13 protein-coding genes are annotated in these 16,142 nt (G+C 59.9%); 9 read left to right on the forward strand and 4 right to left on the reverse strand.

The window, feature by feature from the left end; all coding sequences use genetic code 11:
- Window positions 1-315 precede the first annotated feature (315 nt).
- Window positions 316-531 carry a ribosome modulation factor gene (rmf, locus tag ACA056_RS19770; protein ID WP_003223300.1) on the forward strand — a complete coding sequence of 72 codons (216 nt, stop codon included), beginning with the start codon at window positions 316-318 and terminating at the stop codon, window positions 529-531.
- Window positions 532-687: 156 nt separating this feature from the next.
- Here rmf and ACA056_RS19775 read toward each other — a convergent pair whose 3' ends face one another.
- Window positions 688-1,707 (reverse strand): quinone-dependent dihydroorotate dehydrogenase, encoded by a 1,020-nt coding sequence (locus ACA056_RS19775; protein WP_134421785.1) that lies wholly within the window; start codon window positions 1,705-1,707, stop codon window positions 688-690.
- Between the two features lie 230 nt (window positions 1,708-1,937).
- Here ACA056_RS19775 and ACA056_RS19780 point away from each other — a divergent pair, with 230 nt between their 5' ends.
- From ACA056_RS19780 to cobA, 8 genes are all read left to right on the forward strand, one after another.
- The gene (locus ACA056_RS19780; RefSeq protein ID WP_497267120.1) at window positions 1,938-3,149 is read left to right on the forward strand and encodes a CmpA/NrtA family ABC transporter substrate-binding protein; all 1,212 of its coding nucleotides are present in this window, start codon (window positions 1,938-1,940) and stop codon (window positions 3,147-3,149) included.
- Between the two features lie 15 nt (window positions 3,150-3,164).
- Entirely contained in the window at window positions 3,165-3,740 is a 576-nt protein-coding gene (locus ACA056_RS19785) for an ANTAR domain-containing response regulator (RefSeq protein WP_008146285.1), read from the forward strand.
- 232 nt (window positions 3,741-3,972) lie between these two features.
- Window positions 3,973-5,184, forward strand: a complete 1,212-nt coding sequence (locus tag ACA056_RS19790; protein WP_497267123.1) for a nitrate/nitrite transporter — start codon at window positions 3,973-3,975, stop codon at window positions 5,182-5,184.
- Between the two features lie 7 nt (window positions 5,185-5,191).
- Window positions 5,192-6,859, forward strand: a complete 1,668-nt coding sequence (locus tag ACA056_RS19795) for a bifunctional protein-serine/threonine kinase/phosphatase (protein ID WP_497267125.1) — start codon at window positions 5,192-5,194, stop codon at window positions 6,857-6,859.
- A 294-nt stretch (window positions 6,860-7,153) separates the two neighbouring features.
- Window positions 7,154-9,607, forward strand: coding sequence for a nitrite reductase large subunit NirB (nirB, locus tag ACA056_RS19800; RefSeq protein WP_497267127.1), 2,454 nt, complete (start codon window positions 7,154-7,156; stop codon window positions 9,605-9,607).
- A complete protein-coding gene (gene nirD / locus ACA056_RS19805) occupies window positions 9,604-9,921 on the forward strand; it encodes a nitrite reductase small subunit NirD (RefSeq protein WP_008146292.1) in 318 nt (105 codons plus the stop codon). Before nirB ends, nirD begins: the two co-directional genes overlap by 4 nt.
- Window positions 9,921-12,635, forward strand: a complete 2,715-nt coding sequence (locus ACA056_RS19810; protein ID WP_497267129.1) for a nitrate reductase — start codon at window positions 9,921-9,923, stop codon at window positions 12,633-12,635. Before nirD ends, ACA056_RS19810 begins: the two co-directional genes overlap by 1 nt.
- A 10-nt stretch (window positions 12,636-12,645) precedes the next feature.
- Window positions 12,646-13,410 carry a uroporphyrinogen-III C-methyltransferase gene (cobA, locus tag ACA056_RS19815; RefSeq protein ID WP_497267131.1) on the forward strand — a complete coding sequence of 255 codons (765 nt, stop codon included), beginning with the start codon at window positions 12,646-12,648 and terminating at the stop codon, window positions 13,408-13,410.
- 85 nt (window positions 13,411-13,495) lie between these two features.
- Here the strand turns inward: cobA and ACA056_RS19820 are convergent, their stop codons facing one another.
- From ACA056_RS19820 to ACA056_RS19830, 3 genes are all read right to left on the reverse strand, one after another.
- Entirely contained in the window at window positions 13,496-14,530 is a 1,035-nt protein-coding gene (locus tag ACA056_RS19820) for an OmpA family protein (RefSeq protein ID WP_347804622.1), read from the reverse strand.
- Window positions 14,531-14,637: 107 nt separating this feature from the next.
- Complete coding sequence (sigX, locus tag ACA056_RS19825; protein WP_008146300.1) at window positions 14,638-15,228, reverse strand: RNA polymerase sigma factor SigX; 591 nt, start codon at window positions 15,226-15,228, stop codon at window positions 14,638-14,640.
- 89 nt (window positions 15,229-15,317) lie between these two features.
- Window positions 15,318-16,142 carry a mechanosensitive ion channel family protein gene (locus ACA056_RS19830; protein WP_008027407.1) on the reverse strand — a complete coding sequence of 275 codons (825 nt, stop codon included), beginning with the start codon at window positions 16,140-16,142 and terminating at the stop codon, window positions 15,318-15,320.

Raw genomic sequence — 16,142 nt, forward strand, 5'->3', positions numbered from 1 at the left:
AACAGGAGGCATTCTCACTAAAGGATTAACCCCATCATGCAGCGCGGGGCTGATCATACCGGGGTTTTGCCAATAAACACGGGACAACATCGTGTTACTTATCGCCATACCATCTTTATCGTTACGTCCTTATGACAAAACGATCATTCCCTCGATGTGACGCATTGGTTAGAACTCAATACAGGTTGACGCCGCAATGACGTCAACACCTTGGCTCGCGACGCCGGCAGCGAGCCCCAACGGCAGGAGTTTTTCTGCCAGACCTCAATTGAGGTCGACGCGATAAATACAGTCAACAAGTGAGGGCAACACCCTATGAGAAGACTTAAGCGTGATCCGTTGGAAAGAGCATTTTTGCGCGGATATCAATATGGCGTTGGTGGCAAATCCCGTGAGCTTTGCCCATTTACTCTACCGTCGGTACGCCAAGCCTGGATTAACGGCTGGCGAGAAGGACGCGGCGACAACTGGGACGGTATGACCGGCACTGCGGGAATCCATAGACTCAACGAACTTCACGCCGTCGGCTAACACAGGGCACACACTCCGACACGACAATCTGATTACGTAACGACTTACCACGCACGCCCCATCCGGGCGGCGGGCTTCGGCCCAGGGGCTCCTTCGAGGAGCCCTTTTTTATGCCTGTTCTAAACTTCGCGATGAACCCCCTTGCCACAAAAGCCCTCAGCGCAGGGCTGCTATTGCGTCTACGGATTCACGAATCAGCGCCGGGCCTTTATAGATGAAGCCGGAATAGAGCTGCACCAGGCTGGCGCCCGCAGCGATTTTCTCAGCCGCGTGCTTGCCTTCGGTGATGCCACCCACGGCGATGATCGGCAAGCGACCGGCCAACTCGGCCGCCAGCACCTTCACGGTGTGGGTGCTCTTGTCGCGAACCGGTGCGCCGGACAGGCCGCCCGCCTCGTCACCATGCTCCATGCCTTCAACGCCGACGCGGCTCAGGGTGGTATTGGTGGCGATTACCGCGTCCATCCCGGTTTCGATCAGCGCTTGCGCGACCTGAGCGGTTTCTTCGTCGGTCATGTCCGGCGCAATCTTGATCGCCAGTGGTACATGTTTGCCGTGGCGCAGCGCCAGTTCTGCGCGGCGCGTCGCCAGGTCGGCCAACAGTTGCTTCAGCGAATCGCCGAATTGCAGGCTGCGCAGGCCCGGGGTGTTTGGCGAACTGACGTTGACCGTTACATAGCTGGCGTGGGCATAGACCTTGTCCAGACAGATCAGGTAGTCGTCGACTGCCCGCTCAACCGGGGTATCGAAGTTCTTGCCGATATTGATGCCCAGCACGCCCTTGAACTTGGCTGCCGCCACTCGGGCCAGCAGGTGATCGACGCCGAGGTTATTGAACCCCATGCGGTTGATGATCGCCTCGGCTTCCGGCAGACGGAAAATGCGTGGCTTCGGATTGCCCGGCTGCGGACGCGGGGTGATGGTGCCGATTTCGACAAAACCAAAACCCAGTTGCGCAAAACCGTCGATGGCCGCGCCGTTCTTGTCCAGACCGGCCGCCAGGCCCACCGGGTTCGGGAAGTCCAGGCCCATGACGGTCACCGGCATTTTCGCCGGCGCCTTGCACAGCAAGCCGTTGAGGCCCAAACGTCCGCCCGCGCCGATCAGGTCCAGGGACAGATCGTGGGAGGTTTCCGGGGAAAGTTTGAACAACAGCTGACGGGCCAGGGTGTACATGGGCGGCTTTGACTCGAATGGCGGCGAAATGAGGCGGCGATTATAGCCGGGCATCGGGGTTGCAGGCGAGGCGCGCGACAAAATCAGCGAGCGATGGCATATGCCTTGCACCAGCACACCTATCAGCACTCATGCCAACGGCGGGATGAGTCGAAAGACAATGGCGTCGTCACCCGGCCTTGCTCGCTTGAAGGTCTGGGACGACGCTTTTTTTTGGAAGGTGTTTAGCCATGAATGAAACCACAGCGGGCCCCCTGGCCTGGGTCAACGGCAGCGATGCCCCGGAAAAGACCGAAATCAACCTTGGCTTCATGGCCCTGAGCGACTGCGCCTCGGTAGTGGTCGCGGCCACGCAGGGCTTCGCCCAACCTTATGGCCTGACCCTGAACCTCAAGCGCCAGTCGTCCTGGGCCAACCTTCGGGACAAACTGGTCAGTGGCGAACTCGATGCCGCCCACAGCCTGTACGGTTTGATCTACGCCGTGCATTTGGGCATCGGCGGTGTCGCGCCGACCGACATGGCGGTGCTCATGGGCCTGAATCAGAATGGCCAGAGCATCAATCTCTCCCATGGCTTGCAGGCTCTGGGAGTGACCAGTCCTGAAGCACTGGACCGGCACGTGCACCAAAGTCGCCCAAAACTCACCTTCGCCCAGACATTTCCTACGGGCACCCACGCCATGTGGCTGTATTACTGGCTCGCGAGTCAGGGTATCCACCCGTTGCAGGACGTCGACAGCGTGGTGGTGCCGCCGCCGCAAATGGTCGCGCACCTGCAAGCCGGGCGCATCGACGGCTTCTGCGTCGGCGAGCCATGGTCCGCCAGCGCGGTGCAGCAAAATCTGGGGTTCACGATGGCAACCACCCAGACTATCTGGCCCGATCATCCGGAAAAAGTCCTCGGCTGCACCCGCGCCTTTGTCGAGCAATACCCCAACACCGCAAGGGCGCTGGTGATGGCGATTCTGGAGGCCAGCCGCTTCATCGAAGAAAGCACCGAGAATCGCCGCAGCACCGCGAAGCTGTTGAGTGCCCCGCAATACCTCGACGCACCGCTCGACTGCATCGAACCGCGATTGCTCGGTGACTACGCCGATGGCCTGGGTAATCGCTGGCAAGACCCGCACGCACTGCGCTTCCATGGTGATGGCGAGGTCAATCTGCCGTATCTGTCCGATGGCATGTGGTTCATGACCCAGTTCCGCCGCTGGGGTTTGTTGCGCGACGACCCGGACTACCTCGGCGTGGCCCGTCAGGTCCAGCAACTAGACTTGTATCGAGAGGCCGCCACCGCTGTAGGTGTGACCGCTAGTGATCAGCAAATGCGCAGCAGCCAGTTGATCGACGGCAAGGTCTGGGATGGCCTGGACCCCGCCGGCTATGCCCGCAGCTTCAAGCTGCACGCCATGAGCGACAGCTCGCCCCTTCTCGCCAGCCGCTGACAGGAGACTGCGAATATGTTGCGTATCCTGCTGATCAACGACACCGCGAAGAAAGTCGGTCGCCTGAAAGCGGCCTTGACCGAAGCCGGGTTCGAGGTGATCGACGAGTCGGGCCTGACCATCGACCTGCCCGCACGCGTCGAAACAGTGCGTCCGGACGTTATTTTGATCGATACCGAGTCACCGAGCCGCGATGTGATGGAACAAGTGGTGCTGGTGAGCCGCGACCAACCGCGGCCGATCGTGATGTTTACCGATGAACATGACCCCGATGTGATGCGTCAGGCGATCAAGTCCGGCGTCAGTGCCTACATCGTCGAAGGCATCCACGCACAGCGCTTGCAGCCGATTCTCGACGTGGCCATGGCGCGTTTTGAAAGCGACCAGGCCCTGCGAGCCCAGCTCAACGCCCGTGACCAGCAACTGGCCGAGCGCAAACGCATCGAGCTGGCCAAAGGGCTGCTGATGAAAATGAAGGACTGCAACGAGGAAGAGGCCTACACCCTGATGCGCCGCCAGGCCATGAGCCGTCAGCAGAAGCTGATTCAGGTGGCGGAGCAGATCATTGCCATGAGTGAGCTACTTGGCTGAACGATCATCCTGAACATGGCACAGATCTCGCAAAGTAATCGCTACAGGTAACCAACGGCGGTTGCCCCACCTACGACAAAGACGTCGCTCACCTCATTTGCCTTTTGGCGAATCCGGTGGCGGCGTTTTTTTGTTTTGGCCCCACAGACCGGGGCCGGTGGTGCGGCCGATGCGGCGCCCCACCTGCAAGCTCATGACTCCTTCTCGAGACTCCTAACAGCTGAGGTGCGCGATGAATTCAAGCTTCTGGAAATCTGGCCATACCCCGACATTGTTCGCGGCCTTCCTCTATTTCGACCTGAGTTTCATGGTCTGGTACCTGCTCGGCCCACTGGCAGTGCAGATCGCCGCCGACCTGCACCTGACCACCCAACAGCGTGGACTGGTGGTGGCCACGCCGATTCTGGCCGGGGCGGTATTGCGCTTTGTAATGGGCTTGCTGGCTGATCGCCTGTCGCCGAAAACCGCCGGGCTGATTGGCCAGGTGATCGTCATCTGTGCCCTGTTTGGCGCCTGGAAACTCGGCATCCACAGTTACGAACAAGCGCTGGTGCTGGGCCTGTTCCTCGGCATGGCCGGCGCGTCCTTCGCCGTCGCCCTGCCGCTGGCCTCGCAATGGTATCCACCCCAGCACCAAGGCAAAGCCATGGGCATCGCCGGTGCCGGTAACTCGGGCACCGTGCTCGCCGCACTGATCGCCCCTGTGCTGGCGGCTGCGGTTGGCTGGAGCAACGTGTTCGGCTTCGCGCTGATCCCGCTGATCCTGACCATCATCGTCTTCGCCTGGCTGGCCAAAAACGCGCCAGAGCGGCCGAAAGCCAAGTCCATGTCCGACTACTTCAAGGCCTTGGGCGACCGCGACAGCTGGTGGTTCATGTTTTTCTACAGCGTGACCTTCGGCGGCTTCATCGGCCTGGCCAGCGCCCTGCCCGGCTATTTCAACGACCAATATGGCCTGAGCCCGGTGACCGCCGGTTACTACACCGCCGCCTGTGTGTTCGGTGGCAGCTTGATGCGTCCGTTGGGCGGCGCTCTGGCCGACCGCTTCGGTGGCATTCGCACCCTCTTGGGGATGTACACGGTGGCAGCGGTCTGCATCGCAGCGGTGGGTTTCAATCTGCCGAGTTCCTACGCGGCACTGGCACTTTTCGTCTGCACCATGCTCGGTTTGGGTGCCGGTAACGGCGCTGTTTTCCAATTGGTGCCGCAGCGTTTTCGTCGGGAGATCGGTGTGATGACCGGTTTGATCGGCATGGCCGGCGGTATCGGTGGGTTTGCACTGGCTGCGGGCATGGGCGCGATCAAGCAAAGCACCGGCAGTTATCAACTGGCCTTGTGGTTGTTCGCCAGCCTTGGCGTTCTGGCCTGGTTCGGTCTGCACGGCGTGAAACGTCGCTGGAGAACCACCTGGGGTTCGGCAGCCGTGACCGCCGCTCGGGTCTGAGACCTCAATGAGCCTGCAACTGAGTTTTGCCGAAGCGAGTGCCATTGGCCCTCGCGAGGAGAATCAGGACGCCCTGCGCCTGGTGACGCCAGCCCCGGCGCTGGCGGCGAGCAAGGGTTACCTGTTCGCCATCGCCGATGGCGTCAGCCAGTGCGCCGATGGTGGCCTCGCCGCCCGCTCGACGTTGCAGGCCCTGGCGCTGGATTACTACGTCACGCCGGAAACCTGGGGCGTCGCGCAGGCACTGGATCGTCTGCTGCTGGCACAAAATCGCTGGTTGCAGGCCAATGGCGGTGGGCAACCGTTGCTCACCACTGTCAGTGCTTTGGTCATGCGCGGTAGGCGTTTTACCTTGGCCCATGTCGGCGATTGCCGGGTTTATCGCTGGCACGCCGACAACTTGCAACGGGTCAGCGAGGATCACGTCTGGGACCAACCGGGCATGCAGCATGTGCTCAAGCGAGCGTTGGGGCTCGATCAGCATTTGGTGCTGGATTTTCTCGATGGCGAACTGCGGTTGAACGAAAGTTTCGTACTGCTCAGCGACGGCATTTGGGCCGTGCTGGGCGACACCGCGATTGCGGCAATTCTGCGCGATCAACCGGATTTGAACAGCGCTGCGCAGACCTTGGTCAGTGCGGCGCATCTGGCCGGCAGCCAGGACAACGCCAGCGCCTTGCTGGTGCGGGTCGATGCCCTCGGTGAAACGAGCATCGGCGATGCGTTGATTCATTTGCAGCAATGGCCACTGCCGCCAGCCTTGAAAGCAGGTCAGGCTTTCGAAGGCTGGCAGGTCGAAGGGATACTCGGCCAGAGCCAGCAGTCGCTGCTCTATCGAGTGCGCGATGGCCAACAACAACCCTGGCTGCTGAAAACCTTGCCGGGCGCGCTGCGTGACGATCACCTCGCAGGGCAGGCGTTGCTGTCAGAAGAATGGTTTCTCAAGCGCGTGGCCGGGCGGCATTTCCCTGAAGTCCATGCCGCCAGTCAGCGTCAGCATTTGTACTACGTGATGCGGGAATATTCCGGATCCACCTTGGCGGAGCTGCACGCCGATGTCGGACCGCTGCCTCTGCCTCAATGGCAGGATCTGGCCGAACGCCTGCTGCGAGCCGTTGGCATGCTGCATCGACGGCAGATTCTCCATCGCGATATCAAACCGGAGAATCTGCTGCTGGGGGACGACGGCGAATTACGCCTGCTGGACTTCGGTCTCGCCTACTGCCCCGGCCTGTCCGAAGACCAGCCTTCTGCCCTGCCCGGAACGCCCAGCTATATCGCGCCGGAAGCCTTTCGCGGAGAAGCGCCGACACCGCAACAGGATCTGTATGCCGTGGGCGTGACCCTATATTTCCTGCTCACCGGGCATTATCCCTACGGCGAAATCGAAGCCTTCCAGCGCCCACGGTTCGGGGTTCCTGTCAGCGCCAGTCGCTATCGACCCGATCTGCCGGAATGGATTGCGCAAAGTCTCGAGCGCGCCGTGGCGGCGGATCCGGGTCAACGTTTTGAAACGGCGGAAGAATGGTTGCTGCTGCTGGAACAAGGCGAGCGGCGCAGTTTGAGCGTGCGACCCAGACCGCTGCTGGAGCGCGAACCGTTGAAGGTCTGGCGGACCTTGGCGCTGGTGTCGTTGCTGGTGAACCTGGTGCTGCTGGTTTTGGCGCTCCATTAATGGGCAATGCGCGTTGATTCGGTGCAATAAATCACGGACCTCGGTTTTAGACCGCGACCCAACCCCAGCAAATTCGGGCATCTGAAGCACTTGGCACAACCACTGCATTACCTCTCTCACCATACATAAAGCCCAGCCTTCAACGTAGAAGGCTGCGCTGCCCGAGAGAACGGGACAAGGACAAAGGCGTCCTCGCTAGGCAACTAGCGGGACGCCTTTTTTTGTTTGCGCAAAATTTGTCGAGCAAGACCTGAAAGCCCTGATGAGGCGGGTCCGAGCTCCCCGGAGAACCTGATGAAAAAACTAAAACTGGTGATGATCGGCAACGGCATGGCCGGGGTTCGCACCCTGGAAGAACTGCTCAAGCTGAGCAATGAGCTGTACGACATCACGGTCTTCGGCGCCGAACCTCATACCAACTACAATCGCATTCTGCTGTCACCCGTACTGGCCGGCGAACAGACTTTCGAAGAGATCGTGCTCAACGATCTGGACTGGTACCTGGACAACAACATCAAGCTGCTGCTCAACCGCAAAGTGGTGGAGATCGACCGGGTCAAACGCCGGGTCATCGCCGAAGACGGCAGCGAGGCCGAATATGATCGTCTGCTGATCGCCACCGGCTCGACGCCGTTCATCCTGCCGATCCCCGGCAACACCTTGGACGGCGTGATCGGCTACCGCGACATCGCCGACACCCAGGCAATGATCGACACCGCGAAAACCCACAAGCACGCCGTTGTGATCGGTGGCGGCCTGCTCGGTCTGGAAGCCGCCAACGGCCTGATGCTGCGCGGCATGCACGTCACCGTGGTGCACATTGGCGAATGGTTGCTGGAACGGCAACTGGACAAAACCAGCGGCCAGTTGCTGCAAACTGCCCTGGAAGCCCGCGGCCTGCACTTTCGTCTTTGCGAGCAAACCCAAGCCCTGCACGATGCCGGCAGTGGCCGGGTCGGCTCGGTTGAATTCAAGAACGGCGACATCATCCCCGCCGACCTGGTGGTGATGGCCGCCGGTATTCGCCCCAACACCGAACTCGCGGAAAAATCCGGCATCCCCTGCAACCGCGGGATTCTGGTCAACGACACCCTGCAAACCTACGACCCGCGCATCTACGCCATCGGCGAATGCGCCAGCCACCGCGGCATCGCTTACGGCCTGGTGGCGCCGCTGTTCGAACAGGCCAAGGTCTGCGCCAACCACCTCGCCCAACTGGGCTTCGCCACCTACAAAGGCTCGGTGACGTCGACCAAATTGAAAGTCACCGGCATCGACCTGTTCTCCGCCGGCGACTTTATGGGCGGCGAAGGCACCGAAACCATCACCCTCTCCGACCCTATCGGCGGGGTCTACAAAAAACTGGTGGTCAAGGATGACGTGCTGGTCGGGGCCTGTCTGTACGGCGATACGGCAGACGGTGGCTGGTATTTCCGGCAGATCCGTGAGAATCACGACATCGCGCAGATCCGCGATCACCTGATGTTCGGTGAAAATGCTTTAGGCGATGTAGGACACCAGGGTCAGGACAAAGCCATGAGCATGGCCGACACCGCCGAAGTTTGCGGCTGCAACGGTGTGTGCAAAGGCACCATCGTCAAGGCGATTCAGAAACACGGGCTGTTCAGCGTCGACGACGTCAAGAAACACACCAAGGCCGCCAGCTCCTGCGGTTCCTGCGCAGGGTTGGTGGAACAGATCCTGATCAACACCGTGGGCGGCGCAGCAGACGTTAAACCGAAAAGCGAAAAAGCCATTTGCGGTTGCAGCGACCTCAACCACGGGCAAATCCGCCAGGCCATCCGCGAGCAGCACCTGCTGACCATCGCCGGCACCATGAGCTATTTGAACTGGCGCACGCCGAACGGCTGCGCCACGTGCCGCCCGGCGCTCAACTACTACCTGATTTCCACCTGGCCGGGCGAAGCCAAGGACGACCCGCAATCGCGCCTGATCAACGAACGCGCCCACGCCAACATTCAGAAAGACGGCACGTACTCTGTAGTCCCTCGGATGTGGGGCGGTGTGACCAATCCTTCGCAGCTGCGACGCATTGCCGATGTTGCCGACAAATACAACGTGCCAATGGTCAAGGTCACCGGCGGTCAGCGTATCGATTTGCTGGGGATCAAGAAGCAGGACTTGCCGGGCGTCTGGAAGGACCTCGACATGCCATCCGGCCACGCCTATGGCAAATCCATCCGCACCGTGAAGACTTGCGTCGGCAGTGAGTTCTGCCGCTTCGGCACCCAGAATTCCACGCAACTGGGCATCGAGCTTGAGCACGACCTGTTCAACATGTGGTCGCCGCACAAAGTGAAACTGGCCGTCTCCGGTTGCCCTCGCAACTGTTCGGAAGCGGGCATCAAGGACGTCGGAATTATCGGCGTGGATTCGGGCTGGGAGATGTACATCGGCGGCAACGGCGGGATCAAAACCGAAGTCGCAGAATTCTTCGTCAAGCTCAAGACCGCCGAAGAAGTGCGTGAATACAACGGCGCGTTCCTGCAGCTCTATCGCGAAGAAGCTTTCTACCTCGAACGCACCGTGCATTACCTGCAACGGGTCGGTATGGAACACATCAAGAAAGCCGTGCTGGAAGACCCGGAGCGGCGCAAGGCGCTCAACGATCGCCTGCAATTCTCCTTGTCGTTCGAACAGGACCCGTGGAAGGAACGCCTGGAACAACCGTTGCTGAAGAAAGAATTCGACGTCATCGCAGTGAAGAACCTGGAGGTGCCGGCATGAACTGGCTGGATATCTGCGCACTGGAAGAAATCAATGCCCTCGGCTCCCGGATCATCGCCGGCCCGAAGGGTGACATCGCGATTTTTCGTACCAGCGACGATGAGGTTTTCGCACTCGATGACCGCTGCCCGCACAAGGGCGGGCCACTGTCCCAAGGTTTGATCTACGGCAAACGGGTCGCCTGCCCGCTGCATAACTGGCAGATCGACCTGGAAACCGGCGAAGCCCAGGCCCCGGACATCGGCTGCGCTCACCACCATTCGGCACGGGTCGAGAATGGCCGTGTGTTGCTGGCCCTGCGGGAAGCAAGCTGATGAACCAGATCACCGCTTCCACCTGCTGCTACTGCGGGGTCGGCTGCGGTGTGCTGATCGAGCATGACGGCGAGCGCATTCTCGGCGTCAGCGGCGATCCGGCCCACCCGGCCAACTTCGGCAAACTGTGCAGTAAAGGCTCTACATTACACCTGACCGGCGACCTCGCCGCCCGGGCGTTGTATCCCGAGCTGCGCCTGGGCAAAGACCTGGCCCGCAGCCGCACCGACTGGGACACCGCCCTCGATCATGCCGCCAGCGTTTTTGCCGAGACCATCGCCGAACACGGCCCGGACAGCGTGGCGTTCTACATCTCCGGGCAATTGCTGACCGAGGATTACTACGCCTTCAACAAACTGGCGCGAGCGCTGGTAGGCACCAACAACATCGACAGCAATTCGCGCCTGTGCATGTCTTCGGCAGTAGTCGGTTACAAGCGCAGCCTGGGCGCCGACGCACCGCCGTGCAGCTACGAAGACCTGGAATTGAGCGACTGCGTGATGATCGTCGGCAGCAACATGGCCTACGCCCACCCGATACTTTTCCGCCGCCTGGAGGAAGCGAAATCCCGGCGGCCGCAGATGAAAGTAATCGTCATCGACCCGCGTCGTACCGACACCTGCGATCTGGCTGACCTGCACCTGGCGATTCTGCCAGGCACCGATGTCGCCTTGTTCCATGGGATTTTGCACCTGCTGCTGTGGGAAGACTGGGTCGACCGCGACTTCATCAAGGCCCACACCGAAGGCTTGGCCGAACTGAAAAACCTGGTGCGCGATTACACGCCGCAGATGGTTTCGCAGCTCTGCGGGATCAGTGTCGAGCAACTGCAGCAATGCGCCAAATGGGTCGGCACCTCGCCGAGCGTCCTGTCGCTGTGGTGCATGGGCTTGAACCAGTCCACCGCCGGCAGCGCGAAGAACAGCGCACTGATCAACCTGCACCTGGCCACCGGGCAAATCGGCCGCCCCGGTGCAGGACCTTTCTCCCTGACCGGTCAGCCAAATGCCATGGGTGGCCGCGAAACCGGCAGCTTGTCGAACCTGCTGCCAGGCCATCGCGAGGCCGCCAATGCCGAACATCGCGCGGAAGTGGCAGCCTATTGGGGCATTGAACAACTCCCCGAAAACACCGGGCTTACCGCCATTGAACTGTTTGAAGAGGTGCGCAGCGGCAAGATCAAGGCGCTGTGGATCGCTTGCACCAACCCCGCGCAATCAATGCCGGATCAAACCGCCGTGCGCGCAGCATTGGAAGCCTGCCCGTTCGTGGTGTTGCAGGAAGCCTTCCGCACCACCGAAACCGCCGCCTTCGCTGACCTGCTGCTGCCTGCCGCCAGTTGGGGCGAAAAGGACGGCACGGTGACCAACTCCGAACGGCGCATTTCCCACGTTCGCCGGGCGATTTTCGCACCCGGCGAAGCCCGCTCTGACTGGGCGATCACCGTGGATTTCGCACAGCGCCTGGAAAAATATCTGCGTCCCGGGCAAATCAGCCTGTTTGCCTTTGAAAATCCGGCGCAGGTCTTCGACGAGTACAAGCAATTGACCCGCGGGCGTGATCTGGACTTGTCCGGTATCAGTCATGAACTGATCGACCGCCTCGGCCCGCAGCAATGGCCCTTCCCCACTGGCGCCAGCGAAGGTACGGCCCGGCTGTACCTGGACGGAGTTTTCCCGACAGCCAGTGGACGTGCGCAATTCGTGGCCGACCCGTACCGCGCCGCCAAGGAACAGCGCGACGCGCGCTTCCCGCTGACCCTGATCACCGGCCGCCTGCGGGATCAATGGCATGGCATGAGCCGCACCGGCACCGCCGCGCAGCTATTTGGCCATGTCAGCGAAGCTGTGTTGAGTTTGCACCCGGATGAACTGCGCCGGCATCGGCTGCAATCGGGCGACCTGGTCAGCCTGAAAAGTCGCCGTGGCGCGGTGATTGTCGCCGTCGGCGGTGACGACAGCGTGCGACCCGGTCAGGCTTTTCTGCCCATGCATTGGGGTGACCGCTTCCTCAAGGGTGGCGTAAATACCCTCACTCTTCCCGCCTTCGACCCGCTATCGAAACAGCCCGAACTCAAGCACAGCGGCGTGCGTCTGGAACCGATGCAACTGCCGTGGAACCTGTTCGCCCTGATCGAGGGCGATGTTCAACAGCATTTTGAGACGCTACGACCGCTCTGTGAGGCGTTTTCCTACGCCAGCCTCAGCTTGGCCGGCCGCGAACGACCCGCGCTTCTGATACGCGCTGCCAGCGCCTGCGCGCCGGATCCGCAACTGCTGCGTGATATCGATCAATGCCTGGACCTCAACGACGGCCCGGTTTTAGCCTACGACGACCCACGGCGCTCCATCGGCAAACGCGTCCGGATCGAGAACGGCCGGATCACCGCGATTCGTCTGGCAGGCGAAACCCTTGCCCAACACTGGCTGCAAAGCCTGTGGCTGGAAGGTCGCGCTGACGAACAGCTGCGGCGCTGGCTACTGGCACCGCTGAGCGCACCGCCAGGCAACACCAGTACGCCGGCCATCGGTAACAAAACCCTGTGCAACTGCAAAGACGTCAGCCAAAGCGCGGTCTGCGCCGGCATTAGCCGCGGTCTGGACCTGCAGGGTTTGAAACAAGAATTGGGCTGCGGCACGCAATGCGGCTCCTGCGTCCCGGAAATCAAGCGATTGCTGGCCGCCACTGCGCAGCCGGTCGCCGTCACCTCGTGAGGAAAACACTATGAGCGCAAAAGTCTGGCTGGTGGGTGCGGGTCCTGGCGATCCGGAATTGTTGACCCTCAAGGCCGTGCGGGCGTTGAGCGAAGCGGATGTGGTGCTGATCGATGACCTGGTCAACGATGCGGTGCTGGAGCATTGCCCGCAGGCGCGGATCATTCCCGTGGGCAAGCGCGGCGGCTGTCGCTCCACGCCTCAGGCGTTCATTCATCGCCAGATGCTGCGTTACTCCCGCCACGGTAAATGCGTGGTGCGGCTCAAGGGTGGCGACCCGTGCATTTTTGGCCGGGGCGGCGAAGAGGCGCAGTGGCTGCGTGAGCATGGGGTCGAAGTGGAACTGGTCAACGGCATCACTGCCGGGCTTGCCGGCGCAACGCAATGCGATATTCCGTTGACCCTGCGAGGCGTTGCGCGCGGCGTGACGCTGGTCACCGCCCACACTCAGGATGGCAGCAGCCTGAACTGGCAAGCCCTGGCCCAAGGTGGCACGGCGCTGGTGGTGTATATGGGTGTCGCAAAACTGAGCGAGATTCGTGAGCAATTGCTCGCCGGAGGAATGGCGGCGGATACACCGGTGGCAATGATTGAAAACGCTTCCCTGCCATGCCAACGGGAATGTCGGAGCAACCTGACAGCGATGGAAGAAGATGCCTACAGCTTCGAACTCAAAAGCCCGGCGATCCTGGTGATCGGTGCCGTGGCAGCCTGTGCGAAAGTATCCATTCTGGAACATGACTTGCCCGCAACTGCGGTCAATCAGTCAGCCTGACTCTCCCCGCTTCAACCCTGCCTTCACTAAATCGCAGACAAAGAAAAGCCCGGCCTAAGCCGGGCTTTTCAGAGCTGCGCGCTAATTACTTAGCGTTAGCTTCAACCTGCGCTTCTACGCGACGGTTTACAGCGCGGCCAGCGTCAGTTTTGTTGTCAGCAACTGGGCGGGATTCGCCGTAGCCAACAGACTGAACGCGGGACGATTCAACACCGTACTGGTTGGTCAGAACTTGCTTAACGGCGTTTGCACGACGCTCGGACAGTTTCTGGTTGTAAGCGTCAGGACCGACGGAGTCAGTGTGACCTTCAACAGTAGTGCTGGTGGATGGGTACTGCTTCATGAAGTCAGCGAGGTTTTTGATGTCGCCGTAGCTGTTAGGCTTGACTACCGACTTGTCGAAGTCGAATTTCACGTCCAGCTCAACACGAACAACTTCAGCAACTGCTGGGCAGCCATCAGCGTCAACAGTTACGTTGGCTGGGGTGTCCGGGCACTTGTCAACGTTGTCGCAAACGCCATCGTTGTCGCTGTCGGAGCAGACTTCAGCTGGTGCTGGAACTGGAGCAGCAGCAGGCTTGGAGCCGCCACCGAAGTTCACACCGATACCGACGCTTGGAGCCCACTCGGTGTCGCCCTGGTCGATGTTGTATTGAGCTTCAACGCCAGCACGGGCGTAGAAGTTCTCGGTGAAGTACAGCTTGGCACCGCCGCCAACGTTGGCGAAAGTGGAACGGTTACGACCGCCGGAGCCGTTCTGACCGATGCTTTGATCGGAGAAGCCAGCCGATACGTACGGACGCAGCATGTCGCCCGGGTTGTTGAAGTGGTACAGAGCGTCCAGAGCGGTGTTAGCGCCCTTGATGTTACGACCGTCGTCGGAACGCACGTTGTGCACTTCGTCGTAGCCCAGACGCAGTTCAACGTCGTCAGTCAGGAAGTAACCAACCGAACCACCGAAGAGGTTGCCGTTGTTCTTGAAGTTACGAGCGCTGTCGAATTGTTCTTTCTTGGCGAAGCCTTCGATTTCAACTGCGCCTTGGCCTTGTGCCAGAGCGCCGAACGAAGTGGCGGCAATCAAAGAACCAATGGCCAAGCCCAAGGTGTTTTTCAGTTTCATCCGTTAAATCCCCATCTGGTGATTGTGAAGCAGTCCCGCAAACCGGGGGACAACTCGGCGGCAAGTCTATCAGAACTTGCCTACACGTAAGAGATATTTGCGCCGAACTAAGTTTCAGCAATGCCTGCAAATTTCTCACGCAATTTATCTAGAGCACGTTTGTAACGCATTTTTGTCGCACTCAAACCCATGTGCATGATATCCGCGATCTCTTGAAATTCCAGCTCTGCGACAAATCGTAGCACCAGAATTTCACGGTCAATCGGGTTCACATACACTAACCAGCGATCAAGTCCACCCTTATCCTCGGGTTTCGGCGCCTTTTCTTCAGACGCTTCCTCGAGGGGATCCAGACTCAAAGCATCCATCAAGCGACGCTTTCGCCGTTCTTTCCGATACTGCGTGATGCACTCGTTGTACGTGATGCTATATAGCCATGTCTTGAACTTCGATTTGCCCTCGAAGTTCTTCAGGCCATACAGCACCTTCAACATCACTTCCTGACAGACATCGTCTGCGTCACGATCGTTCCCAAGATACCGTGCACAGACGTTAAATAATGTTCGCTGGTAACGCCGCATCAGTTCTTCATAGGCGCGCGTTACGTGAAACAGCTCGGTATGCGAGCGCGCGACCAACTCCTCATCAGAGAGCTCGCGGGGGTCGTAGCGCGTGGACAGCGATTGAGCTTTATTCAAAACAAGTCGGGCCGACAGTCAGGTCAATGTCCGCCGCAACCCTTTTCAGGGCATTTTTGCGGCGGCATACATTAGCAGGGTTTGCCGGGTTAGCGGCTACTCACATGCTGTTCCAGGAGGATCCGATTGGAGAGAGAGACTAGCTCACCCTCATCGGTCAGCAATGTGGTTTTAACCGTGCCGATCTCTTCGATCTGACCTTCGACCTCGCCAACACGCACTTGTTGCCCAACCTGATACAACTCACGCACATAGATTCCCGCAAGAATCTGACCGGCAATTTCCCGGCTTCCCAACCCCATGGCCAGCGCAACCGCCAGACCAACGGTAATCAATACAATCACAATCACGTGGTTGAGCAGGTCAGTCTTGACCTCCAACTGGCTGATTGCGACCGAAATACTGATGATAATCACCAGGCCCTGAGCAATTCTCCCCAGGCCCGCAGCGTAATCCAGCCCTACGCCCTCTGCCGCACCCCGCACCAGCCCATTGGCCAGTTGCGCGAGCAATACACCCACCAGCAGCACCAGCGCGGCGCCGAATACTTTCGGCAAATACAGCGCAAGCATGTCAAGCGTAGCCGAAACTCGCTCAAGTCCAAGGGATTCTGCGGCAGAAACCAGAAAAATCAGCAGAACGAACCAATAGACAATCTTGCCAATCAGGGTCGAGATCGGCACTTGAAGGCCGGCCCGGGACAGCAATTTTGTCAGACCGGTGCCGCCCATCAGGCGATCGAGCCCCAGCTTGGCGAGCAACTTGGACAACAAAGTGTCCAAAAGTTTCGCAACGACGAAACCCAACAGCAGCACAACCAGCGCGCCGAACAGGTTCGGGATGAAATTTGCAACCTTGGTCCATAACGCAGTCATTGCAGTGACGAGGCTCTGAGTCCAGAGATCAAGTTCCAT

This window comes from Pseudomonas sp. LBUM1666 (genome assembly GCF_059695775.1).

Bases quoted from the DNA above. Each gene is read 5' to 3' on its own strand.
- rmf (WP_003223300.1), top strand. From the start codon at position 316: ATGAGAAGACTTAAGCGTGATCCGTTGGAAAGAGCATTTTTGCGCGGA.
- ACA056_RS19775 (WP_134421785.1), bottom strand. From the start codon at position 1,707: ATGTACACCCTGGCCCGTCAGCTGTTGTTCAAACTTTCCCCGGAAACC.
- ACA056_RS19780 (WP_497267120.1), top strand. From the start codon at position 1,938: ATGAATGAAACCACAGCGGGCCCCCTGGCCTGGGTCAACGGCAGCGAT.
- ACA056_RS19785 (WP_008146285.1), top strand. From the start codon at position 3,165: ATGTTGCGTATCCTGCTGATCAACGACACCGCGAAGAAAGTCGGTCGC.
- ACA056_RS19790 (WP_497267123.1), top strand. From the start codon at position 3,973: ATGAATTCAAGCTTCTGGAAATCTGGCCATACCCCGACATTGTTCGCG.
- ACA056_RS19795 (WP_497267125.1), top strand. From the start codon at position 5,192: ATGAGCCTGCAACTGAGTTTTGCCGAAGCGAGTGCCATTGGCCCTCGC.
- nirB (WP_497267127.1), top strand. From the start codon at position 7,154: ATGAAAAAACTAAAACTGGTGATGATCGGCAACGGCATGGCCGGGGTT.
- nirD (WP_008146292.1), top strand. From the start codon at position 9,604: ATGAACTGGCTGGATATCTGCGCACTGGAAGAAATCAATGCCCTCGGC.
- ACA056_RS19810 (WP_497267129.1), top strand. From the start codon at position 9,921: ATGAACCAGATCACCGCTTCCACCTGCTGCTACTGCGGGGTCGGCTGC.
- cobA (WP_497267131.1), top strand. From the start codon at position 12,646: ATGAGCGCAAAAGTCTGGCTGGTGGGTGCGGGTCCTGGCGATCCGGAA.
- ACA056_RS19820 (WP_347804622.1), bottom strand. From the start codon at position 14,530: ATGAAACTGAAAAACACCTTGGGCTTGGCCATTGGTTCTTTGATTGCC.
- ACA056_RS19830 (WP_008027407.1), bottom strand. From the start codon at position 16,142: ATGGAACTTGATCTCTGGACTCAGAGCCTCGTCACTGCAATGACTGCG.